We start from the raw sequence: 21,352 nt of genomic DNA on the forward strand, positions 1-21,352 counted from the left end.
ATTGCCCCACGGCATCGCCCGATGCAGGTGAGGAGTGCGCGTGGCCGAGATCCTGGTTCTGACCCACGCTCCGATATCGGAGCAGGTGCTGCCTGCGCTCGAGCTGCTCAGCCACCGCGTCCGCCAGATCCCCGCTGAACCGGCCCAGCTGGTGAGCGCCCCCGAGTACGACATCGTGATCGTCGACGGCCGTCAGGATCTCGTCGGTGCGAAGTCGCTCTGCCGCCTGCTGCGGGCCACCGGGCAGGATGCGCCGCTGCTGCTGGTCGTGACGGAGGGCGGCATGAGCGCGCTCTCCGGGGACTGGGGCATCGACGACGTCCTCATCTCCACCGCGGGCCCCGCCGAGACCGACGCCCGCGTGCGACTGGCGCTCGCCCGCCGCGACGAGGTGGCGGCACCGACGCGCGTGCAGGCATCCGGCATCACGATCGACGAGCAGTCCTACTCGGCCAAGCTGCACGGCAAGGCTCTCGACCTCACGTACAAGGAGTTCCAGCTCCTGCATTTCCTGGCCACTCACCCCTCGCGTGTCTTCACCCGGGAGCAGCTGCTCAGCGAGGTCTGGGGTTACGACTACTTCGGCGGCACGCGCACCGTGGACGTGCACGTGCGGAGGCTGCGCGCCAAGCTCGGCGACCAGGAGCAGATCATCGGCACCGTGCGCAACGTCGGCTACCGCTTCAACGTGTACGACGAGGAGACGGTGGCCGCAGCGCGGTAACGGAACGCCCCCGTTCACGCATGCGACACCTGGCGGTGCTTAGATGTACCCCATGATCGATCCCGCACTCGCCGACGCCGGTCTCGGTGACGCCGAAGACGATGACTTCGATGCCATCGAGTCTCCCGACGCTCTGCTCCCCGACCACCGCTACCTCGACCGCGAGCTGAGCTGGCTGGCGTTCAACCAGCGTGTGCTCGAGCTGGCCGAGGACGCATCGCTCCCGGAACTCGAGCGGGCGAACTTCCTCGCCATCTTCGCCAGCAACCTCGACGAGTTCTTCATGGTGCGGGTGGCCGGCCTGAAGCGCCGCATCGTGACGGGGCTCGCGGTACCGACCAACATCGGTCGCTCCCCCGTCGACGCGCTCACCGACATCTCCCGCGAAGCGCACGCGCTCCAGCTGCGTCATGCCGACGCCTGGACCTCGCTGGTGCGCCCGGCGCTCGCCGATGCCGGTGTCGAGATCACCGACTGGGCGGCGCTCACCGACCCCGAGCGCTCGGCACTGACCGAGTACTTCCAGGCGCAGGTCTTCCCCGTCCTGATGCCGCTGGCCGTCGACCCCGCGCACCCGTTCCCCTACATCTCGGGTCTTTCGCTGAACCTCGCGATCCGCATCCGCAACGCGCGCACCGGGCGTCAGGAATTCGCCCGCCTGAAGGTGCCGCCCATGCTGCCGCGTTTCGTCGAGGTGCCGGGCTCCAGCGAGATCGTCCGCTGCCTGAGCCTGGAAGACCTGATCGCGAACCACCTCGGCGACCTGTTCCCCGGCATGGAGGTGCTCGATCACCACGCCTTCCGCCTCACCCGCAACGAGGACGTCGAGATCGAGGAGGACGAGAGCGAGAACCTCATCCAGGCGCTCGAGGCCGAGTTGCTGCGTCGCCGCTTCGGCCCGCCGATCCGCCTCGAGATCACCGACGACATGGACGACGTGACGCTCGAGCTCCTCGTGAAGGAGCTCGACATCACCGACCAGGAGGTCTACCGGCTCCCCGGTCCGCTCGACCTGCGCGGACTGTTCTCGCTGTCGCGGATCGACCGCCCCGATCTGCGGTACCCCCCGCACCTGCCGACCACCGCCGTGGCCTTCCAGCCCGGCGACAGCAGCACGCGCGCCGACATGTTCAAGGCCATCCGCAAGGCCGACGTGCTCGTGCATCACCCTTACGAATCGTTCACGACGAGCGTGCAGGCGTTCCTGGAGCAGGCGGCACGCGACCCGCACGTGCTCGCGATCAAGCAGACGCTGTATCGCACCTCCGGCGACAGTCCCGTGGTGCAGGCGCTCATCGACGCCGCCGAGGCCGGCAAGCAGGTGCTGGCGCTGGTCGAGGTCAAAGCGCGCTTCGACGAGGCGAACAACATCGTCTGGGCGCGCAAGCTCGAGAAGGCCGGCGTGCACGTGGTCTACGGCCTGGTCGGCCTCAAGACGCACTGCAAGCTCGCGCTCGTGATCCGCGAGGAAGACGGGATGCTGCGGCACTACTCGCACGTCGGCACCGGCAACTACAACCCGAAGACCAGTCGGATCTACGAGGACTTCGGCCTGTTCACCGCCGATGCCCAGGTCGGCAAGGACCTCACGCGTCTGTTCAACGAGCTCAGCGGCTACGCGATCGAGAAGAAGTTCAAGCGGCTGCTCGTCGCTCCCCTGCATCTGCGCAAGGGACTCGTGCGTCAGATCGATGCCGAGCGCAAGAACGCCGAGGCGGGCAAGTCCGCACACATCCGCATCAAGGTGAACTCGATGGTCGACGAGGAGATCATCGACGCGCTCTACCGGGCCAGCGTCGCCGGAGTGAAGGTCGACGTCTGGGTGCGCGGCATCTGCAGCCTGCGCACGGACCTCGACGGGATCAGCGACAACATCACGGTGCGCAGCATCCTGGGCCGATATCTGGAGCACTCGCGGATCTTCGCGTTCGAGAACGGCGGAGACCCGCAGGTCTTCATCGGCAGCGCCGACATGATGCACCGCAACCTCGACCGCCGCGTCGAGGCGCTGGTGCGCGTGACCGACCCGACGCACCTGCACGATCTGCTCGCGTTCTTCGAGCTCGCGATGGACCCCGGGACCACGTCGTGGCACCTCGGAGCCAACGGGGTCTGGGAGCGCCACGCCGAAGATGCCGACGGCAAGCCGTTGATCGATCTGCAGGACAAGACCATGGGGTTGATCCAGCGCCGTCGTCGCGCCCGGTCGGTGCGATGACGGCGCCGCAGACGAAGACCTCGCCGCGCGCCGGGTGGACCGACAAGGCGGTCTACGCCGCCGGCGGCGTCGTCTGGCGCATGGTCGAGGGCAAGCTGAAGATCCTGCTGATCCACCGCACCAAGTACCGCGACATCACCCTGCCGAAGGGGAAGGTCGATCCCGGCGAGACGCTCGCCGAGACAGCGGTCCGCGAGGTGCACGAGGAGACCGGCATCCGGGTCATCCTCGGTGTGCCGGTGGGCGTGAGCCGTTACGTGCTGGCGTCGCGCAAGCAGAAGGTGGTGCACTACTGGGCCGCCGAGGCGACGGAGGAGGCGATCCGCGCATCGACCTTCGTCCCCAACCGGGAGATCGCGGCACTCGAGTGGGTGAGCGTGAAGAAGGCACGGAGCCGCCTCAGCTACCCCGTCGACCTGGAGATCCTCGACTTCTTCTCGACGCTCGTCTCCGACGGTGTGCTGCGCACATTCCCGCTGGTGGTCCTGCGTCATGCGAAGGCGCTCCCCCGCGGCGACTGGGACGGGACCGACGCGAGTCGGCCGCTCACCGACCGCGGTCGCGTGCAGGCGAAGTCCGTCGTGGGCCCGCTGAAGGCCTTCGGCGTGCGCAAGATCGTCACGAGCGACGCGGTGCGGTGCGTGTCGACCGTCGCCCCGCTGGGGAAGGCGATCGGGCGCAAGCTCGTCACGACCGAGAAGATCAGCCAGGACGCCTGGGAGGACGGCAGCGACGACCTGCGTTCGGTCGTGGGTCATCGCGTCCGCTCCGGCAAGCCCGCCGTGCTGTGCAGTCACGGTCCCGTGCTGCCGGGGCTGCTGTCGGAGATCGCTCTGGCGACCGGCACGATCCAGGGCTCGTATCTCAGCAGTGCTGCCGATCTGGAGCCGGCGGCATTCTCGGTCGTGCACCTCTCCTCGACGAACCCCGGCTCGGGGATCATCGCGATCGAGACGCACATCCCGAAGACCTGAGGGTTCCCGTCGGCCCGGGGAACCCCGTACTCCCCCGGATCGACGCGGATCGCCCCCAGAGAGTCGTCCGTCGTTCACCTTCCGTTCACCTGCGCGGGAGAGTCTCGTTAACCGCCGCGCTTAGCGTCACTGTGTGCCCTGCACCGGGCCTCAACCCATCCTCCGATCGAACGGATCCACAGTGAAGATCTCCCGAATCGCTCGCATCGGCGCCATCGGCGCCGTCGCCGCTCTCGCCCTCGCCGGCTGCGCCGCGAACGAAGGCGGCGCCGGCGGCTCGTCGGACGCGCCGACCTCCTCCACGCTCGAAGGCACCCTCAAGGCCACCGGCTCCTCCGCTCAGACCGCGGCTCAGGAAGCCTGGGTCGCCGCCTTCCAGACCGCCAACTCCGGCGTCACCATCAACTACGAGCCCACCGGATCGGGCACGGGCCGTGAGAACTTCCTCGCCGGCGCGAGCGACTTCGTCGGCTCCGACCGCGCGTTCGACGACGAAGAGGAAGCCGCGGGCGGCTTCGGCACCTGCGCCTCCGACGCGATCGTCGAGGTCCCGCTCTACATCGCCCCGGTCGCCATCGCCTTCAACCTCGAGGGCGTCGACACGCTGAACCTCGACGCCGCCAGCATCGCCGGGATCTTCGCCGGCACGATCACCAACTGGAACGACGAGGCCATCGCTTCGCAGAACGAGGGCGTCGAGCTCCCCGACCTCGCGATCTCCCCGGTCCACCGCTCGGACGACTCGGGCACGACCGAGACCTTCACGCACTACCTCTCCGCGACCGCCCCCGACGTGTGGACCTACGAGGCCGACGGCGAGTGGCCGATCCAGGGCGGCGAGGCGGCACAGGGCACCTCGGGTGTCGTGCAGGCCATCACCGCGGGCAACGGCACCATCGGATACGCCGACGCGTCGCAGACGAGCAACCTCGGCCAGGTCCACGTCGGCGTCGAGGGCGAGTACGTCGAGTACTCCGCCGAGGCATCCGCCGCGCTCGTCGAGAGCTCCCCGCTCGTCGAGGGCCGTGGCGCCGGAGACCTCGTCTTCGACATCGACCCCGCCGCCGCCCCCGCCGGTTCGTACCCGATCGCCCTGGTCAGCTACATGATCGCGTGCGAAGAGTACGAGGACACGAACAAGGCCGCCCTGGTCAAGTCGTACCTCGAGTACATCGCCAGCGCCGAGGGACAGGATGCCGCGGCCGAGAACGCCGGCAGCGCCCCGATCTCGGACGGCCTGCGCGAGAAGGTCCTCACGGCGATCGACACGATCAAGGTCGACTGACCTCGGTGACGATCGGCTGACCCCGATGCCCTCGCGCCTTGCGGGCGCGAGGGCATCGGACAGCCCGCAGAATCCCTCACTCCAGCCCGAAAACAGGAGACCATGAGCACGACGACTTCGCAGGCACCGTCCGCACCGCCTGCTCCGATCAAGGCGAAGCAGCGGCTCGGCGACCGCGTCTTCTCCGGCACCGCACTCAGCGCGGGGGTCATCATCCTCATCGTGCTCGCCGCCGTCGCCACCTTCCTCATCATCCAGAGCGTCCCCGCCTTCGAGGCGGACACGAGCGGCAACCACATCCTCAAGGGCCGCTCCTTCTGGGAGTACGTCGGACCGCTCGTGTTCGGCACGCTCTGGGCGGCCTTCATGGCCCTGCTCATCGCGGCTCCGATCTCGATCGGCATCGCGCTCTTCATCTCCCACTACGCGCACCGCCGCCTCGCCGCCGTCCTCGGCTACATCATCGACCTGCTCGCCGCCGTGCCCTCGGTCGTCTTCGGCCTGTGGGGCGGCCTGGTGCTCGCACCGCTCCTGCAGCCCATCTACGCCTGGCTCAACACGAACGCCTCCTGGGTGCCGTTCTTCGGCGGGCAGGTCTCCTCGACCGGCAAGACGATCCTCACCGCGGCACTCGTGCTCGCCGTGATGTGCATCCCGATCATGACGGCGATCTGCCGCGAGATCTTCCTGCAGACTCCGAAGCTGCACGAGGAGGCCGCGCTCGCCCTCGGCTCCACCCGCTGGGAGATGGTCCGCATGGCCGTGCTCCCGTTCGCCCGCGGCGGCATGGTCTCGGCCGCGATGCTGGCTCTCGGCCGCGCGCTGGGCGAGACGATGGCCGTGACCATGGTGCTCTCGCCCTCCGCGGTCGTGAGCTTCCTCGTGCTCACCGCGACCAACCCCACGCCGATCCCCGCGAACATCGCCCTGGCCTTCCCCGAGGCGCACGACACCGGCGTGAACACCCTGATCGCGACCGGCCTCATCCTCTTCGTCGTGACCTTCGCGGTCAATGCGCTGGCGCGTTGGATCGTCGCCCGTCGCGCCGAGTTCTCGGGAGCGAACTGACATGACCACCCTCACCGCCACGCGCACCGCCGCCACCGCTCCCTCGTCCCTCACCGCGGGCAAGCTGTCCGCGTGGGTGCCCTGGGCCCTGCTCGGCGGCGCCCTCCTCGTCTCGGCGGCGGTCTTCGCCGCCGCCTCGGTCGGCGGAGACCTCGCCGACTTCAACATCGCGGGCACGGTCGTCGTCGGCCTCGTGCTCTACATGGTCATCATCACCGTCATCTCCTCGATCGTGGAGAGCCGGCGCAAGGCCGTCGATCGCCTGATGACGGCTCTCGTGGCCACCGCGTTCCTGATCGCCCTGCTCCCGCTGATCTCCCTGCTGTGGACGGTCGTGTCCAACGGCATCGAGCGCTTCGACTCCGAGTTCTTCAGCTTCTCGATGCGCAATGTCATCGGCGACGGCGGCGGCATCGTCCACGCGATCTGGGGCACCGTCCTGGTCACCCTCACGGCGACCGTCATCTCGGTGCCCGTGGGACTCATGACCTCGATCTACCTCGTCGAGTACGGCCGGGGGAAGCTCGCGAAGGCGATCACGTTCTTCGTCGACGTGATGACGGGCATCCCCTCGATCGTCGCCGGTCTGTTCATCTACGCCGTCTTCGCGCTGCTGATCGGCCCCGGCATCTCGATGGGGTTCATGGGCGCCCTCGCGCTGGCCGTGCTGATGACCCCGGTCGTCGTCCGCGGCAGCGAGGAACTCCTGCGCATCGTCCCGAACGAGCTGCGCGAGGCGTCCTACGCGCTGGGCGTGCCGAAGTGGTTGACGATCCTCAAGATCGTGCTGCCGACGTCCATCGCCGGCATCACGACCTCGGTCATGCTCGCCATCTCCCGCGTGATCGGCGAGACGGCCCCGTTGCTCCTCACCGCCGGCTTCACGCAGAGTCTGAACACCAACCTGTTCAGCGGTCAGATGATGACGCTGCCGGTGTTCGCCTACAACCAGTACATGAACCAGGGCACGAACCCCGACGCGGCCGTCGCCCGTGCGTGGGCCGCCGCCCTCACCCTCATCCTCATCGTCATGGTGCTGAACCTGCTCGCGCGTCTCGTCGCGAAGCTGTTCGCTCCCAAACTCGCCGGCCGCTGAGCGCCCGACCTCTCAGAACAGGAACCCACGTGTCCAAGAGCATCGAAGTCAACGACCTCAACGTCTACTACGGCAACTTCCTCGCGGTCGAAGGCGTGTCCCTCGACATCCAGCCCCGCAGCGTCACCGCCTTCATCGGTCCCTCCGGCTGCGGCAAGTCGACCTTCCTGCGCACGCTGAACCGCATGCACGAGGTCATCCCCGGAGCCCGCGTGGAGGGCGAAGTGCTGCTCGACGGCAACGACCTCTACGGCCCCGGCGTCGACCCGGTGCTCGTGCGCCGTCAGGTGGGCATGGTCTTCCAGCGTCCGAACCCGTTCCCCACGATGTCGATCAAGGAGAACGTGCTCGCCGGCGTGAAGCTCAACAACAACCGCATGTCGAAGAGCGACCAGGACGCTCTGGTCGAGCAGTCCCTCACCGGCGCCAATCTCTGGAACGAGGTCAAGGATCGCCTCGACCGCCCGGGATCGGGTCTGTCCGGCGGCCAGCAGCAGCGTCTGTGCATCGCACGTGCCATCGCGGTCTCCCCCGAGGTCCTGCTCATGGACGAGCCCTGCTCGGCGCTCGACCCCATCTCGACCTACGCGATCGAGGAGCTGATCGGCGAGCTCAAGAACGAGTTCACCATCGTGATCGTCACCCACAACATGCAGCAGGCGTCGCGCGTCTCCGACAAGACGGCGTTCTTCAACATCGCCGGCACCGGCAAGCCCGGCAAGCTGATCGAGTACAACGACACCACGTCGATCTTCACCACGCCGTCGGTGCAGGCGACCGAGGACTACGTCTCGGGCCGCTTCGGTTGAGTTCCCGCTGACGGACGCAAGGGCTCGGGGCTTCGGCTCCGGGCCCTTCGTGCATCCTCAGTCGCGCGGCGAGAGCAGGTAGCGGTTCAGCTCCCCGGTGAGCTCCTGATCGGCGGTCAGCTCCACGCCGTCGATCGCGGTGATCGAGACGGCCAGACGAACGCTGGACACGAGCCAGGCGGCATCCGCCTGGCGCAGCTCGGATGCCGGGATGCGGTCGTAGCCCACCTCGAAGCCGCGATCGGCGAGGTACTCGTAGACGCTGAGCTGAGTGGTGCCGTGCAGGATGCCGCCGTTCGGGGCGGGTGTCACGAACCGATCGCCGAATCGCAGGATCAACGAGGCGGTGGGCGCTTCGAGCACGAAACCGTCGCTGGAGAGGAAGATCGCATCGTCGGCCCCGCGGCGGTGAGCCTCGCGCAGAGCCGCCATGTTGACCGCGTACGACAGGGTCTTGGCGCCCAGCAGCAGCCAGGGTGCGCGCTCAGCCGCACCGAGATCGTAGCCGCGGTCGAGAGTGACGACGCGGATGCCGCTCGCGCGCACGGCGGAGAAGTCGGCCGCGGGCGCCGCGGTGACCCAGGCGGTCGGGGTGGGGCCGTGCTCGACGCCCCGGCTCAGGATCAGCTTGATGACGGATTCGCCCTGTCCGCACTCGGCGGCGGCCCTCTCGATGGCCTGTCGCCACTGCTCGGCGTGCGGCACGGGGAGGTCGCACAGGCGTGCGGAGTGCGCGAGCCGGTCGAGGTGCGGAAGCACTTCCTGCGCATGCCCGTCGATCACCCCGATCGACTCGAACACGCCGTCGCCGCGTTGCGTGCTCAACTCGCCGACGCTGAGTGCGGGGGCGGCGGCATCCACGCGCGTGAACGTGTCTGCGTAGTCGTCGCGGCTCTCATCCGCCGCGACGGGATCGATCATCAGTGCGAAGCGCCGGGTCATGCTCTGAGCCTAGACGTCGGGAATAGCCTCCGCTCGCTCGCGTTACAATGGAGTGGCCGGGCCGCATAACCCCGGGCTCCATTTTTTGCCGCTTCGAGCGGCCTTCCGCCGTGAGGCGTTATTGCGGCCCGGTCTTCTCCTGCCCGGGAGCGTGGTCCGACCGGAGCCTCTCCTCCGCTCGCCGTCGGGTCAGGTCAATGCCCCTGCCCGCCACAGCGTCGACGCGGCCGAGAGGTCCTGCCCGTAGCTGCTCAAGCGCAGGGCGCGGGTCGTGAGCTCGCTCGCCCGCGACGGCTCGGTCGGCTCGTAGTCGTCGGCGAGATGCGTGGCGCCCGAGGCCTGCAGCCGGCAAAAAGCCGCCGCGCGTTCGAGCGCCACCGCGAAGTCGCCTCGGAAGGCGCCGCGCAGGATCATGTCGATCAGCGCCACCAGTTCGTCCGGGTCGGCGGGCACGGGTGCGCCGGCGATCACGGCATCCGCCGACGGCAGCTCCACTCGGCCGCGCTCGTACAGCAGAGCCGCCGTGCGGGCATCGGAGTGGATCGCCAACTGCAGCAGATACAGCCGCCACAGGGCACCGGGAAGCGTGCGCGCCGGCGCTTTCGACCACAGCTCCGCGATCTCATCGATGCCGTGCTCGGCGGTGAAGGCCACCAGGCGATCCGCGCTCACCCCGCTCTCGTCGGCCCGCACCCGCGTCAGCAGAGCAGACGCCGTGGCATGCGCGACGCGCGTCTCCTCGGCCGGATCATGGGGGGCGACGATGTTGTCGAAGGAGCTCGACGGGCGATGGACGGGGCGGTGATGCTGCTCGGGCATCGAACCAGGCTACCCGCGATGCGGGGGCGTCAGGCCGTCGGGATCACGATGACCGGATCGGTGGTCGGCTGTCCCGAAGGGGAGCCTCCGGCCTGCTCGACGGTCACGGCGATCACGTCGCCGGAGTGCATCTCGCCCGCGAGAACGGCGGTCGCGTTCCCGTCCTCGGTGTCGAAGACGCCGGCGGCGATGGGGGTCTCGCCCCGCACGAACCAGAGCTCGTAGGTCTCGCCGTCGGCGGCCGCGGGGATACCGTCGGTCACCAGGACGGCCGTGCCCGTCGATGCCGACCAGTGGGCCGTGGCCCTGCCGCCGTCGGCGAGTGAGATGGACGCCTGCTGCGCATCTCCGGCGGACTGGATCTGCTCGAGGGCGACCACGGCGGCTGGGCGGTTCATGACGTTGTTGATCGCGGCCGCGCCGATGCCGATACCGACCACGAGGGCGAGGCAGGCGGCGAGCGCGAGGATCGACCGCGTCCAGCGCCGCGGGGGTCGGGACAGGATCGAGGGGCCCTCGGGGGCCATCGCTGCCGCGCCGTCGGCCGAAGCCGCAGGGTCGGCGACATGCGCCGATGCGACGTGCTCCTCGGCATCGGAGGAGCTGCCGTCCTGCGGCGTCATCGCGATGCGGGCGAGCAGAGCGGAGCGGATGTAGGGGGGCGGAGATACCGGAACTGCAGTCATGGCAAGAACTCCTGCCGTCTCCCCGTCGTCCTCGACGAGATATGCCCACTCCGGGTGGGCGATGAGTGCGGTGCGGAGGCGATCGCGATCCTCGGAGGACAGCGCATTCAGAGCGGCGCCTGCCGCGAGTTCCGCGAAGTCGTTCTCATTCATGCTGTCACCCCCATCGCCGTTCGGAGACGGCTCAGGCCATCTCGCATCCGTGTCTTGATCGTTCCCAGTGGTGCTCCCACGAGCACTGATATTTCATTTTGGCTGTAGCCGCCGTAGTAGGCGAGGACGAGCGCTTCGCGTTGAACCTCAGGAAGCCCTGACAGTGCATCGACGACCTTCTCGCCGTCGATCCCCAGCTCCACCTGCTCGGCGACACTGTCGTGTGCCACGCCGATGTCCCTGAGACCTGCCCGCACATCACGGTCTGCGCTCGACTGCGATGCACGCACCCGATCCACGGCCCGACGATGTGCGATGGTCATCACCCATGTTCGTCCTTGGCCCTTGTTCGGAGCGAACCGGGACGCGGATTGCCAGATCTCGAGAAAAACTTCCTGCAGCACCTCTTCGCTCTGCGAGCGGTTCACCAGCACCCGGAGGATGAGACCGAACGCGCGCGAGGAGAGCGTGTCGTACAGCTCTGCAAAGGCGATCTGGTCGCCGCCGGCGACACGCACGAGCAAGTCGGCGACCGCGTCGCTCGCCGGCCCATCCTCGGGCACGTCCATTCCATCGATGACCATCCTTATAAGCATGCCGCATTTCCTGATGAATCTCGTGCACGGGCGGGCCCGCGAACAGGCGATTCGCGGCATTTCCGGCGCCCGGTCCCGGACTCCGTGATCGAACCGAAATCGACCAGTTCGAAAAAACTTCTCGATTTCTCCCATCCGATGCGAGCGGGGCTCCGAACAGCCGTCAACGCCACGGAAACGCCGGGGCACAATATCCGGAGGTTCGAGATGTTCAGCACCAAGAAGAAGGTCACCGCAGCCCTCACCCTCACGCTGGCCGGAGCATTCATGCTCTCCGCGTGTTCAGGTTCCACTGGCGACGCCGGTGACGAGAGCATGGAGCCCTCGATGGCTCCCGAGACGTCGGAGTCCACCCCCGACACGATGGACCCGGCCGCCAACCTGGTCGGCCCCGGCTGCGCCGCATACGCCGAGGAAGTGCCGGACGGCGCGGGATCGGTCTCCGGCATGGCCGCTGACCCGGTCGCGGTCGCCGCATCCAACAACCCGCTCCTCACCACCCTCACCGCCGCAGTCAGCGGTCAGCTGAACCCCGACGTCGACCTGGTCGACACGCTGAACGGCAGCGAGTTCACCGTCTTCGCGCCGGTCGACGACGCGTTCGCGAAGATCGACCCCGCCACGATCGAGGCTCTCAAGACCGACAGCGCCACGCTGAGCTCGATCCTGACCTACCACGTGGTCCCCGGCCAGATCGCTCCCGATGAGATCGAGGGCACGCACGCCACCGTTCAGGGTGCGGACGTCGAGGTCACCGGCAGCGGCGACAGCATCATGGTCAACGACGCGAACGTCATCTGCGGTGGCGTCATGACCGCCAACGCGACCGTGTACCTGATCGACTCGGTGCTGATGCCCCCGGCTGCGTAAGTAGCCAGTAGACGGATCGCCGGGATGGGACACCCGGCATCCCGCCGAGAAGGAACCTCGGCTCCCACAGTCTTCCCGTAGGCGGGGAGGCCCTCGGGAAGACAAGAAGGGCCGTCGGTGACACTGTCACCGACGGCCCTTCTCTGCGCCCTAGACTGGTCGTGCGGGCCTCTAGCTCAGTTGGCAGAGCATCGGACTTTTAATCCGCGGGTCGTGGGTTCGAGCCCCACGGGGCCCACCGCACAGCGACGATCCGTAGCATCCGTCGGCTCATCCGGCCACCCCCTTCACTCTTCCTGCCGCATGCGCGAGGGTCGAGATGTTCCCGGAAAACGGGACTCTCCCCCACGGAAGGACGGATCATGACGAACCTCAACAGCCGAGTGGCATTCCTGGCGACCGACGGATTCGAGGACAGCGAGCTGACGAGCCCGTGGGAGGCCGTGACCGGCGCCGGGGCCAGCGCGACGATGGTGGCCCCCGAGGGATCGACCATCACCGGCAAGAACGGCCACGAGCAGAAGGTCGACCTGACGGCAGCGGAGGCGAGCGCCGAGAACTTCGAGGCGCTGGTGCTCCCCGGCGGTGTCGTGAACGCCGACCACCTGCGTCTCGACAAGGACTCGATCGCGTTCGCCCGCGCCTTCTTCGAGCAGCACAAGCCGGTCGGCGTGATCTGCCACGGCGCCTGGATCCTCATCGAGGCGGATGTCGTCAGCGACCGTACCCTCACGAGCTACCCGAGCCTGGCGACCGACCTGCGCAACGCCGGTGCGAGCTGGGTCGACGAAGAGGTCGTCGTGGACCAGGGCCTCGTGTCCAGCCGCACCCCCGACGACCTGCCGGCCTTCAACGCCAAGCTGATCGAGGAGATCGGCGAGGGACAGCACTCCGGCCAGACGGCGTGATGCGCTGACTCCTCCCGCACAGAGACGGCCGTTCCTCCTCGGAGGGGCGGCTGTCTCTGCATGCCCCCTGCGTCCTCAGGCGCTGCCGCGCGCCCGGTGCCGCCGGACGGCTGCCCGGTTCGCGCACCGCACCGAGCAGAACCGCTGCCGGCCGTTGCGTGTGACATCCGCCACGACCCGGGTGCACGGGTCCGCCTCGCACCGCCCGAGCCGGCCCATCCCCCGCGTCACCAGATGCAACGAGGTCCCCAGGCTGATGACCGCCCTCAGCACGAACGGCAGCGAGGGCACATCGTCGCGGTAGTGCAGGTGCCATCCTTCTCCGTCGTGATTCGTGAGACGCGGATACGCCGCGGCCGTGGCGAGGTGCGCGTTGAGCCGTGCCGCCCGTGCGTCGTGATCCGCCTCGTCGACGATCTCCAGCCAGTCGTCGATCACCGCACGGATCCGCTCGTGATCGTCGGGTGCGGGCGGGAAGGTCATGGTCATGCCCATCTCGAGCGTGCGCGCCTCGATGCCCGCGCGGTCGGCCGGCCAGTCGTTCGCGAGGGAGGTCGCGAGCAGCACGGCGTACTCGCCGTAAGGGTTGAGATGCATAAGGGCATTACATCACGCTGGAGGCATGACCTCGCTGCACACGCTCCCGATCCCCCGCATCCCCGCACACACGGCCGTCCACGAGCACGCCTGGCTCGTCGAATCGCGTCACCCCACGAGCGAGGGCCACGTGCTCTACGTGCGCTGCAGCGGCTGCGCCGCACGACGGGTCGACCTGCAGGCGCACCCGCAGCTCCCTCCGACGGCATCGAGCCGAGAACTCGGCGACGCACGCGGCTGAACGCCCGGACCACGCCGCGACGGAATGCCCTCGCGGGAGATCAGCCTCCCGCAGTCCGCTCGATGAGCGTGCGCACGGTGCGCAGGTTGCGCGCGGTGCCGGACACCCCCAGAGCGCGATCGAGCACCGCCGTGGTGAGGCGCGTGGAGTGCACACCGCCGTCGCCGTAGTCGATCCACAGATCGTCGCCGCGCAGAGCGAGTCGCTCCGCGGGGCGCCGTCGATCCTCGAGCTTCTCCAGCGCATCGGCCGCGGGCTCGCGCTCGAGGAACATCGCGTGCACGAAGCGCAGATCGCCCTCGGGGAAGGGCTGCGCGGCCTCGGAGGCCACGAGTTGCTCGTGGCTGCGATGGATCACCGGCGTGTCCACCTCGAACGCCTGGGCGATCGTCCGGCGCACGAGGGCACAGGCCGCGACCGGGTCCGCCGGCTCGTCGCAGAGGATGTTGCCGCTGGCGATGTAGGTCGAGACGCCGGTCAGGTCGGTCTCGGCCGCGAGGATCTCGCGCAGGCGGGCCATGGGCACACTGTTCCGTCCGCTGACGTTCACGGCACGCAGCAGCAGCACGCTGCGGCTCATGCGTCGGCGCTGTCGATCAGCTCCGCTCCGGCGTGCGCGAGCTCGGCGAGTGCCGACTCGCTCGATGCGGGCGCGACCCCCGCGGTGAGATCGGTCAACACGCGCACGCGGACGCCGTGCGCCACGGCATCCAGCGCGGAGGCCCGCACGCAGTGATCCGTGGCGATGCCGACGACGTCGGCGTGCACGACACCCGCGGCGCTCAACACGGCACCGACGGTCACCCCGGCATCCGTGATCCCCTCGAACATCGAATACGCCGGCTTCCCCTGCCCCTTGCGCACGTGATGGGTGACCGCGTCGGTCACCAGCAGGGGGTCGTAGTCGGCGCCCGACGTTCCGGCCACGCAGTGCACGGGCCAGGTGTCGACGAAATCCGGAGCCTCCGCGAAGTGACCGCCGTTGTCACCGTCGGCATCGTGCCAGTCCCGGGAGGCGATGATCAGGTCGTAATCGCCGGCATGCCCGGCCAGGAACTCGGAGACGGCGGAGGCCACGGCATCCCCGCCCGCGACGGCCAGGGCACCACCCTCGGTGAAGTCGTTCTGCACGTCGACGATCAACAGCGCTCTGCTCATGCTTCGAGAGTAACCCCGCCGCCGGCGCCCGTGCACGGGAAAGGCCCCGGGTGTCTGCACACCTCGGGGCCTTCGGAGCCGCTTGTCAGAATCGAACTGACGACCTTCTCATTACGAGTGAGACGGTTCGCACCGTTCAGCACCCCACAAACCCTTGAATTGCCGCCAGTCTATCCCTGAGATTGGGGAGATTGGTACACACGGGTGCACACATGGCGACAGTGCCGCCACCGGGCGCTCGCTCACTCGGCACGCGGCGACGGCGCTGCGGTTGAGGGCCGCTATGGTCGGAGCATGGAATGGCTCTCGGTGGTGTTGTCCGGCCTCATCGGTGTTGGCGGCTCGCTGGGAGGTGTCGCCCTCACCCAACGCGCGACGGCGAAACAGTCCGAACGGGATCGATCTCTCGCAGTCGAGGCTGAGCGCGGGGCTCACCTTCGACACGCCGCCCTCCTGGTCACGAAGCTCTTCAGCAAAGAGATGGATGAGACCGGAAGAATCCGGATCGACCGCGACGACCCTGACATTCGCGGGCAGATGGAAAAGGTCGACGCACTGCTCGAGGAGCGATTTCACGGGCCCGAAACGAGCGAGCTCAAGCTAGCTATCAGCCTCATCCCCGATCGCATAGCTCGCGACCGGCTCGGCCGCGTCCTCCGCGCCTACCATCAGAGCTTGTCTGTTGAAGGCGGTCTCGCGGGGGTCCATTCATCCATCATCGTTGGGCCGATCCTTCGAGCCGGGTACGAGGTCAGCGCGGCGTACGCGCGCGGCGAGGAGCCGGGGGCGGACGAACTAAAGCGGTATGAGAGGTTCACGCAGTGGCCGGGCGGGCGCGTGAGCACGCCCCAACCGGACGCGTAGAATTACGGCCTCGGCCGGAGAAGGGATACCGGCATGCCATCGAGAGGCCTCTCTCCCGAGATCGCGCTCAGCGTCCGACTAGACGCGATCTGCACCCGCAACCGATACGCGACAGATCCGGCCCCGGTCATCGCGGAGCTGCGCGCTACGGCCGACACCCGAGATGACATCCTGGCCGAGTCGGTCGGCATCTGGGTGGGGTACTTCGAGGACGACCACAACCGCATCCTGACGACCGCGCTCCGGGAGCTCCCTGGTGTTAAGCCGTGGATCGCTGTTGGTGCGCATCGCCGCGGGATGCCGGCGCACAGCACCCCGCGCCTGAGCTGACCGCGGACGCAGAAGAACCCCCTCCCTCGCCGGGTGGCGAGAGAGGGGGTTCATTCATGCGATGGCGCGCTTGACGATGAGTCGAGCGTGTCCTTCGTTCGGGAAGGTCACGGGGTCGTCGGTCCCGCGGCGCACCTTCAGCTCGATTCGATACGTGCCGACGGCAAGATCACCGGTGAGCGTGTGCTGCACGATGCCCTGCGCCTCGTCGACTACGGTCACGTCGAGCGGGATGGCCTCAGCCGTCCCGGCCAGCTCGGCGAAGAGCGCGACCGATGCTCCCGCGAGATCCGCGTTCGCCTTCCACCGCACTGCGGTGCGGTCTCCTGCCTTGACGACGGTCATGCGTCCTCCAACGTTCGGGTGATGGTCACGGACTCGAGCAGGCGCGGTGCGGCCAGGCCGACGAGGGTGCGATGCTCGGGGAATGGGTCGCTGCGTCCGGTCGCGCCCACACCATGCACCCGCAGTGCGGGCAGCGTGAGAGCGCCGACCCCGGCTGCGACGGGCGGCTCGGTCGATCCGGATGCCGCCACGGAGAGCGCGGGGAGCAAAAGATCCCCCGAGCCCGTTGCACCCGTGGGGGCGTCCGTTGATCCGAAGCCGGATGCGGTGGGCATCGGGAGCGTCAGGTCTCCGACCGCGACGAATACCGGCGGAGCCTCCGCGCCGAGACCAACGACCTGCAACGCCGGCAAGGTGAGATCGCCGACGCCCGTGTAGATCGGCACCGACGTAGATCCTCCGCCGGCCGCGGTGAGCGTCGGGAGCACGATAGCGCCGGCACCTGTCGATGTCGGGGCTGAGGTCGTTCCGGCACCCGCGGCTTCCAGAGCTGGGAGCATCAAGCCGCCCGATCCGGCGACACCGGGCGGCGTCGACGTGCCGGTTCCGGATGCCGTCAGGGCAGGGAGCGATATCCGACGTCCAGGCCGATACGGGCGCGACGACGCCGACGCCCGACACCTGGACCATGTCGGCGCCCTTGCTCATCGCGAGGTCGTACGCCGCCTGGGTCGGGACGATGTGCGCCCAGACCTTCTTGCCCTGCATGGCCGCGAGCTCGACGATGTTCCCGGGGCCGGTCCACGCGGTGCCCGCGGTGTAGTCCATGCCGAGGCAGTCCCACGACGCGGCCTGAGCAGCGAGGTTCCCGTTGTCGTAGTCGGCCTGGTACCAGTAGCCGGCCGTCTTGACCCTGCCGCCTTCGCCGCGTCAGCGAACGAGGTCAGCCCGCCGGCCCACTTCATGATGACGCGGGCCGGATCAACGGATGCGGCGACCATCGCGAGAAATTCTGCCTGGTGTGTGCCGACGCTGTTCTTCGGGTCGAGGACGAGCACGTGCGTGGTCCCGTAGCCAGCGGCGATGAAGTCCTGCCAGCGCATGAACGGCTGCGGCGCTTGACTGCCGACCGTCATCTGGTACGAGTTGGCCTGCGCCCACGTCATCGTCCGCACCTCTTGTGTGAGCGCCGGGTTGCCGGTCACCCGCGCGAGGTCGAGGTCATGGCATCCGAACCAGACGCCGTCGCTCGTGCGCTGCAGAGACAGCTCGAGCACCCCGTAGCCGCGCGCGGCGGCCGCGGCGTATGCGGCGAGAGAGTGCTCGGTGTACGACGCCGAGCCCCCGCGGTGCCCCCACGTCGCACCCTTTCGCTCGCGCATCTCGGCGACCGAGTTGAAGCCGCGCGGCGCGGATGCGTCCACCTTGCCGCGAACGAGCCACAGTGCGCTCTTCGGATCGGTTGGGTTGCCGCCGTTCCCCCACGCGGGCTGAAGCAAGGGCACGGCCGTGGTGTCGGTGAACCGCTTCGAGAGCAGCACCAGTCCAGTCCGCGAGCCGGTCGTCGATGAGTTGGGGGTGATGGGCGCCGGGGAGCTCCCGCCTGCCGTCTGCGCGATGAGGTCGACCGCGAACCCCGACGGTGTCGACGTCGGGGTCACGGAGACTCCACCGGTGAACTCACCGTCGAACAGAGCCACCGCCATGAACGGGAGCCCGCCGGCGTTGGTTGCGGGGAGGCTCGCGTCAGCGTCGTACGCGACGCCACCATCGATCAGGTGTGCGAGGTCGACGCCGCGGAGCACCCGCATCTTGCCGATGATGCGCGACGCCCCGGTGGAGAGGCCGGTGAACGTGTAGGACGTCGCGGTCTCGTCTGCGACCTTCGTGATGACCTTGATGAAGATGCCCTGCGAACGGTCATTCGGCACGGAGCCGAGCCCGCCGCGCTGGAATCCAGACGGCAGGCCGATCTCGCCGTTGCGCACTGCCTGTGACCGGATGGGCACTGCGAGGACGTCGCCATCCTGCAAGCCGCTGGTCGGCTTCGGGAAGGTGATGCGGTCGGACTGTTCCGCCAGCGGGAGCGGGTCGATCGCCGCGACCCAGTAGGGGTTTTCAGCCACGATCGACCCCCTCCTCAGCCTGCGGGCATCGTCACCGTGAGCGACGTGACGTTGATCGCGCCGCCCTCGATGATGGCAACCTTGTCGAGCTGCAGGTCGCCGCCGCCTCCGGAAGCCGTCACCGCACAGTCGAGCACCGTGTTGCCGGTGGAGTCCGCGATGCGTGCCCACGCGGCGGTGCCGGAGGCGTCCGCGGATGAGTCGCCGGCGATCGGGGATGCGGTCGCAACACCGGATGCGGCGTTCCCGAAGGCCGGGTCGGTCATCGTCAGGGTGCCGAGAAGGGTTCCCGTCGCGGCGGATGACGCCGACGCGGGCTGCGCGCCGGTATAGATCTTGATCGTGCCGGCGCCGCTCCCGGCATCGATGAGATCGACGATCGCATCAGTGGCCGCGGAACGAGTGGCCGCGGCGAGACGGACGGCCATCAGGCGCCCTCGACCGCTCGCGGCGCCTGCCAGGTGCCGTCGGTCCACTGCGTCATGACGACGACCCGCGCCTGCTGTCCGCTGGCGAAGATGGCGATGGCGGAAGAGAGCGTGGTGAGGCCGATCGAGAGCGCGGTGAGGATCTGCGTGTTCACGTCTTCGCCGTAGAAGCCGAGGAGTACGAGCGCCGGCGAGACGACAGTGCCGAAGCTGTAGACGGCGGCTCGCACGATGGCCCATCCCTGCGTTGCCCAGTCGGAGACTCGGACGTTGAGGAGGTTGAGGAGCGATGCGATCGCCCCGATGACGGCGCCGGCGATGATGAGCAGTTGCTCCCACGTCCCCTCGGTGCCGTAGCCGAACATGATCGCGAGAGGCGCGAGGGTGACCAGGAAGGCCTGGATGAGCTGACGCCGCTCGGCGGTGAAGAAGCGGGCAAATGCGTTCATGGTGTGGGATCTCCTTCTGGATTCTGAGTGTTGGGGTCGAGAGGGGTGACGAACCGGCAGGGGCCGGGAACGTCGCGAGTGGTGCCGTCGGTCATGACGAACTGCCACATGCCGTCGTCGAGGCACGCGATGCTCGCGATGCCCACGCCGGCGGCTCCGGCGGGGCCCGGAACGGTGGAGTCGGCGCCGCGCGCGCCGTCCGCGCCATCGGCTCCGTCAGCGCCATCGGTGCCGGGGGCACCTTCGTCGCCTTTGGGGGCGGTGCAGACCCCGGCTGTGAAGCACCGCTGAATGCCGTCGAGTACCTGCTGGGAGGTGGGGCCGGGGCCGCGCGCTCCGTCCGTGCCGTCGCGACCATCGCGGCCGTTCAGCGGCGTGACCGTGCTGACTTGGTCGGGTGCTTCACCTTCGGGTTCCACGCCTTCGGCGAGGAGCTGCTCGTAGAGACTCTGCGCGTTCTGCTGGGACGCGCTCAGTTGCACGCGAAGCTCGCTGTTCGCCACAGCAAGGTACGCGCCGCCAGCCCCGACGAGGAGGATGGAGAGGACAACGATGCCGGCTGTTGCCGTGCGCCAGAATCGGGTGCTGTTCACCGTGCTCATCCGATTCCTCCTTTCAGCGCGAAGAGGACCATGCCGGCGATGATCGTGCCGATCACGCCGAGGCCCGACAGTCCGATCGCGAACCACTGCTGCGCCTTCGTCTTGCGCTCAGCGTCACGGTCGTCCTCGAGCTGCTTGAGGCGTGAGTTCTGCCGATCGTCGGTTTCTTTCTGCGCCTGCTGGGCGGCGGCGAAGAGCGCTTGCGTGACCATGCCGGCCGTGACTTTGTCCACGGAAGAGCGAAGCTCGCGCATCGCACGCATCAGCTCCCAGCCGGTGGGTTCCGGCTCTGTCATCACCCGTCGACATCCGCCGAGAAGGTGACCTTTCGCATCGCGTTCTCGACGCCGTTCTGGACGGCCCGGAGGATCGCGGCGGGATCGGCGCCCTGCGCGGTCGCGAGCGACTGCACGGCGGCTGTCAGTGCGGCGTTCTGCGCCTCGACTCGCGCGGCCGACAGGCGCGTATCGGCAATCACCTGACGCATGCTCTTCTGCGTGCCACCGATCGTGATCGGCTTCGTGGCCTCAGCGATCCGGCCAAGGCTGTCGGAGATCGACGCGCCGTTGTCCTTCATGCTGTTCCCGCCGCGGAAGACCGCGTCGTGGAGCGCCTTGATCTGTCGCTCTGCTTCTGCACTCATTTCGTCCTCCTCGGGACTGATAGATCCGCCGCTTGCCGACGGGTTGTCGATGTGTCCGAGCGCGCCCCAGAAGGTCCAGTGCCACAGCTCGCCGAATGCCTCGCCCTCGCGGGTGATGTCGTGCTTCCTCGCGAGCACCTTGGCGCGCCGCGCCGCTGCCGTGTTCGAGTTGTAGGGCCACTTGAGGTCGTTCGATCGGCGGGCCTCATGGTTGCTCGAGCGGGGCGGGGCAACGGTGTCCGGGTGGATCTGGAACCACTTCCGCCCCTCCCACCAGCGGTATCCGTAGACGCGCCGGTTCTCGGGCGCCAGCGTCATCCGCTCGTACCAGAGGCGCTCCTGCACATCGGGCTCACGGTCCCCGGACAGCGAGACCATCGGCGGGTGTCCCTCGCTCACGAGCTCGTCCGACAGCGCGTCGAACGCGTTGCGTGTTCCGGCCGCGCGGTTGTACGCACCGCCGACGAAGCTGATTCCCATG

The 21,352-nt window shown here is 68.3% G+C and carries 27 protein-coding genes and 2 tRNA genes; 13 read left to right on the forward strand and 16 right to left on the reverse strand.

Annotation, left to right across the window (positions count from 1 at the left end; genetic code table 11):
* Positions 1-40 precede the first annotated feature (40 nt).
* The 7 genes from ACWA14_RS11550 (at position 41) to pstB (ending at position 8,174) form a co-directional block, all read left to right on the forward strand.
* Complete coding sequence (locus ACWA14_RS11550) at positions 41-724, forward strand: winged helix-turn-helix transcriptional regulator (protein ID WP_463793593.1); 684 nt, start codon at positions 41-43, stop codon at positions 722-724.
* Between the two features lie 52 nt (positions 725-776).
* Positions 777-2,942: an RNA degradosome polyphosphate kinase gene (locus tag ACWA14_RS11555; protein WP_463793596.1), complete on the forward strand. Its 2,166-nt coding sequence runs from the start codon at positions 777-779 to the stop codon at positions 2,940-2,942.
* Positions 2,939-3,916 carry an NUDIX hydrolase gene (locus ACWA14_RS11560; RefSeq protein WP_463793600.1) on the forward strand — a complete coding sequence of 326 codons (978 nt, stop codon included), beginning with the start codon at positions 2,939-2,941 and terminating at the stop codon, positions 3,914-3,916. Before ACWA14_RS11555 ends, ACWA14_RS11560 begins: the two co-directional genes overlap by 4 nt.
* Before the next feature lie 181 nt (positions 3,917-4,097).
* Positions 4,098-5,201, forward strand: a complete 1,104-nt coding sequence (locus ACWA14_RS11565; protein ID WP_463793602.1) for a phosphate ABC transporter substrate-binding protein PstS — start codon at positions 4,098-4,100, stop codon at positions 5,199-5,201.
* Positions 5,202-5,303: 102 nt separating this feature from the next.
* Positions 5,304-6,269 carry a phosphate ABC transporter permease subunit PstC gene (gene pstC, locus ACWA14_RS11570; protein ID WP_463793605.1) on the forward strand — a complete coding sequence of 322 codons (966 nt, stop codon included), beginning with the start codon at positions 5,304-5,306 and terminating at the stop codon, positions 6,267-6,269.
* A gap of 1 nt (position 6,270) precedes the next feature.
* Complete coding sequence (gene pstA, locus ACWA14_RS11575) at positions 6,271-7,365, forward strand: phosphate ABC transporter permease PstA (protein WP_463793608.1); 1,095 nt, start codon at positions 6,271-6,273, stop codon at positions 7,363-7,365.
* Positions 7,366-7,394: 29 nt separating this feature from the next.
* Entirely contained in the window at positions 7,395-8,174 is a 780-nt protein-coding gene (gene pstB / locus ACWA14_RS11580; protein WP_463793609.1) for a phosphate ABC transporter ATP-binding protein PstB, read from the forward strand.
* 57 nt (positions 8,175-8,231) lie between these two features.
* On the opposite strand, the gene ACWA14_RS11585 is transcribed toward pstB, so the two are convergent.
* The 4 genes from ACWA14_RS11585 to sigK form a co-directional block, all read right to left on the reverse strand.
* Complete coding sequence (locus ACWA14_RS11585; protein WP_463793611.1) at positions 8,232-9,116, reverse strand: aminodeoxychorismate lyase; 885 nt, start codon at positions 9,114-9,116, stop codon at positions 8,232-8,234.
* A 189-nt stretch (positions 9,117-9,305) separates the two neighbouring features.
* Positions 9,306-9,935: a DNA-directed RNA polymerase subunit beta gene (locus tag ACWA14_RS11590; RefSeq protein WP_463793613.1), complete on the reverse strand. Its 630-nt coding sequence runs from the start codon at positions 9,933-9,935 to the stop codon at positions 9,306-9,308.
* 29 nt (positions 9,936-9,964) lie between these two features.
* Complete coding sequence (locus tag ACWA14_RS11595; RefSeq protein WP_463793615.1) at positions 9,965-10,774, reverse strand: anti-sigma factor; 810 nt, start codon at positions 10,772-10,774, stop codon at positions 9,965-9,967.
* Entirely contained in the window at positions 10,771-11,370 is a 600-nt protein-coding gene (gene sigK / locus ACWA14_RS11600) for an ECF RNA polymerase sigma factor SigK (RefSeq protein WP_463797439.1), read from the reverse strand. Before sigK ends, ACWA14_RS11595 begins: the two co-directional genes overlap by 4 nt.
* Before the next feature lie 207 nt (positions 11,371-11,577).
* Here sigK and ACWA14_RS11605 point away from each other — a divergent pair, with 207 nt between their 5' ends.
* From ACWA14_RS11605 to ACWA14_RS11615, 3 genes are all read left to right on the forward strand, one after another.
* Positions 11,578-12,240, forward strand: a complete 663-nt coding sequence (locus ACWA14_RS11605; protein ID WP_463793617.1) for a fasciclin domain-containing protein — start codon at positions 11,578-11,580, stop codon at positions 12,238-12,240.
* A gap of 165 nt (positions 12,241-12,405) precedes the next feature.
* A tRNA-Lys gene (locus ACWA14_RS11610) sits at positions 12,406-12,478 on the forward strand.
* Between the two features lie 124 nt (positions 12,479-12,602).
* Entirely contained in the window at positions 12,603-13,148 is a 546-nt protein-coding gene (locus tag ACWA14_RS11615) for a type 1 glutamine amidotransferase domain-containing protein (RefSeq protein ID WP_463793619.1), read from the forward strand.
* Between the two features lie 75 nt (positions 13,149-13,223).
* Here the strand turns inward: ACWA14_RS11615 and ACWA14_RS11620 are convergent, their stop codons facing one another.
* Positions 13,224-13,745 (reverse strand): CGNR zinc finger domain-containing protein, encoded by a 522-nt coding sequence (locus ACWA14_RS11620; protein WP_463793622.1) that lies wholly within the window; start codon positions 13,743-13,745, stop codon positions 13,224-13,226.
* A gap of 25 nt (positions 13,746-13,770) precedes the next feature.
* Here ACWA14_RS11620 and ACWA14_RS11625 point away from each other — a divergent pair, with 25 nt between their 5' ends.
* Positions 13,771-13,986, forward strand: coding sequence for a hypothetical protein (locus tag ACWA14_RS11625; protein WP_463793624.1), 216 nt, complete (start codon positions 13,771-13,773; stop codon positions 13,984-13,986).
* Positions 13,987-14,026: 40 nt separating this feature from the next.
* Here ACWA14_RS11625 and ACWA14_RS11630 read toward each other — a convergent pair whose 3' ends face one another.
* From ACWA14_RS11630 to ACWA14_RS11640, 3 genes are all read right to left on the reverse strand, one after another.
* Positions 14,027-14,566 (reverse strand): DUF1697 domain-containing protein, encoded by a 540-nt coding sequence (locus tag ACWA14_RS11630; protein ID WP_463793628.1) that lies wholly within the window; start codon positions 14,564-14,566, stop codon positions 14,027-14,029.
* The gene (locus tag ACWA14_RS11635; RefSeq protein ID WP_463793630.1) at positions 14,563-15,144 is read right to left on the reverse strand and encodes an isochorismatase family protein; all 582 of its coding nucleotides are present in this window, start codon (positions 15,142-15,144) and stop codon (positions 14,563-14,565) included. The genes ACWA14_RS11630 and ACWA14_RS11635 overlap by 4 nt, the downstream gene beginning before the upstream one ends.
* A 79-nt stretch (positions 15,145-15,223) precedes the next feature.
* A tRNA-Thr gene (locus ACWA14_RS11640) sits at positions 15,224-15,289 on the reverse strand.
* Between the two features lie 149 nt (positions 15,290-15,438).
* Here ACWA14_RS11640 and ACWA14_RS11645 point away from each other — a divergent pair.
* Together ACWA14_RS11645 and ACWA14_RS11650 are read left to right on the forward strand one after the other, a co-directional pair.
* Positions 15,439-16,008, forward strand: a complete 570-nt coding sequence (locus ACWA14_RS11645) for a hypothetical protein (RefSeq protein ID WP_463793632.1) — start codon at positions 15,439-15,441, stop codon at positions 16,006-16,008.
* Between the two features lie 33 nt (positions 16,009-16,041).
* Positions 16,042-16,338, forward strand: coding sequence for a hypothetical protein (locus ACWA14_RS11650; RefSeq protein WP_463793635.1), 297 nt, complete (start codon positions 16,042-16,044; stop codon positions 16,336-16,338).
* 54 nt (positions 16,339-16,392) lie between these two features.
* Here ACWA14_RS11650 and ACWA14_RS11655 read toward each other — a convergent pair whose 3' ends face one another.
* The 8 genes from ACWA14_RS11655 to ACWA14_RS11690 form a co-directional block, all read right to left on the reverse strand.
* Positions 16,393-16,683, reverse strand: coding sequence for a hypothetical protein (locus tag ACWA14_RS11655; protein WP_463793637.1), 291 nt, complete (start codon positions 16,681-16,683; stop codon positions 16,393-16,395).
* Positions 16,680-17,069, reverse strand: a complete 390-nt coding sequence (locus ACWA14_RS11660) for a hypothetical protein (protein WP_463793639.1) — start codon at positions 17,067-17,069, stop codon at positions 16,680-16,682. Before ACWA14_RS11660 ends, ACWA14_RS11655 begins: the two co-directional genes overlap by 4 nt.
* Before the next feature lie 258 nt (positions 17,070-17,327).
* Entirely contained in the window at positions 17,328-18,749 is a 1,422-nt protein-coding gene (locus tag ACWA14_RS11665; RefSeq protein ID WP_463793642.1) for a glycerophosphodiester phosphodiesterase family protein, read from the reverse strand.
* Between the two features lie 14 nt (positions 18,750-18,763).
* Positions 18,764-19,177 (reverse strand): hypothetical protein, encoded by a 414-nt coding sequence (locus ACWA14_RS11670; protein WP_463793644.1) that lies wholly within the window; start codon positions 19,175-19,177, stop codon positions 18,764-18,766.
* Entirely contained in the window at positions 19,177-19,626 is a 450-nt protein-coding gene (locus ACWA14_RS11675) for a hypothetical protein (RefSeq protein WP_463793647.1), read from the reverse strand. Before ACWA14_RS11675 ends, ACWA14_RS11670 begins: the two co-directional genes overlap by 1 nt.
* Positions 19,623-20,228, reverse strand: a complete 606-nt coding sequence (locus tag ACWA14_RS11680) for a hypothetical protein (protein WP_463793649.1) — start codon at positions 20,226-20,228, stop codon at positions 19,623-19,625. The genes ACWA14_RS11675 and ACWA14_RS11680 overlap by 4 nt, the downstream gene beginning before the upstream one ends.
* Complete coding sequence (locus ACWA14_RS11685) at positions 20,225-20,524, reverse strand: hypothetical protein (protein ID WP_463793651.1); 300 nt, start codon at positions 20,522-20,524, stop codon at positions 20,225-20,227. The genes ACWA14_RS11680 and ACWA14_RS11685 overlap by 4 nt, the downstream gene beginning before the upstream one ends.
* Positions 20,524-21,351: a hypothetical protein gene (locus tag ACWA14_RS11690; protein WP_463793653.1), complete on the reverse strand. Its 828-nt coding sequence runs from the start codon at positions 21,349-21,351 to the stop codon at positions 20,524-20,526. The genes ACWA14_RS11685 and ACWA14_RS11690 overlap by 1 nt, the downstream gene beginning before the upstream one ends.
* Between the last annotated feature and the right edge of the window lies 1 nt (position 21,352).

The organism is Microbacterium sp. TW_SC_2, assembly GCF_055361165.1.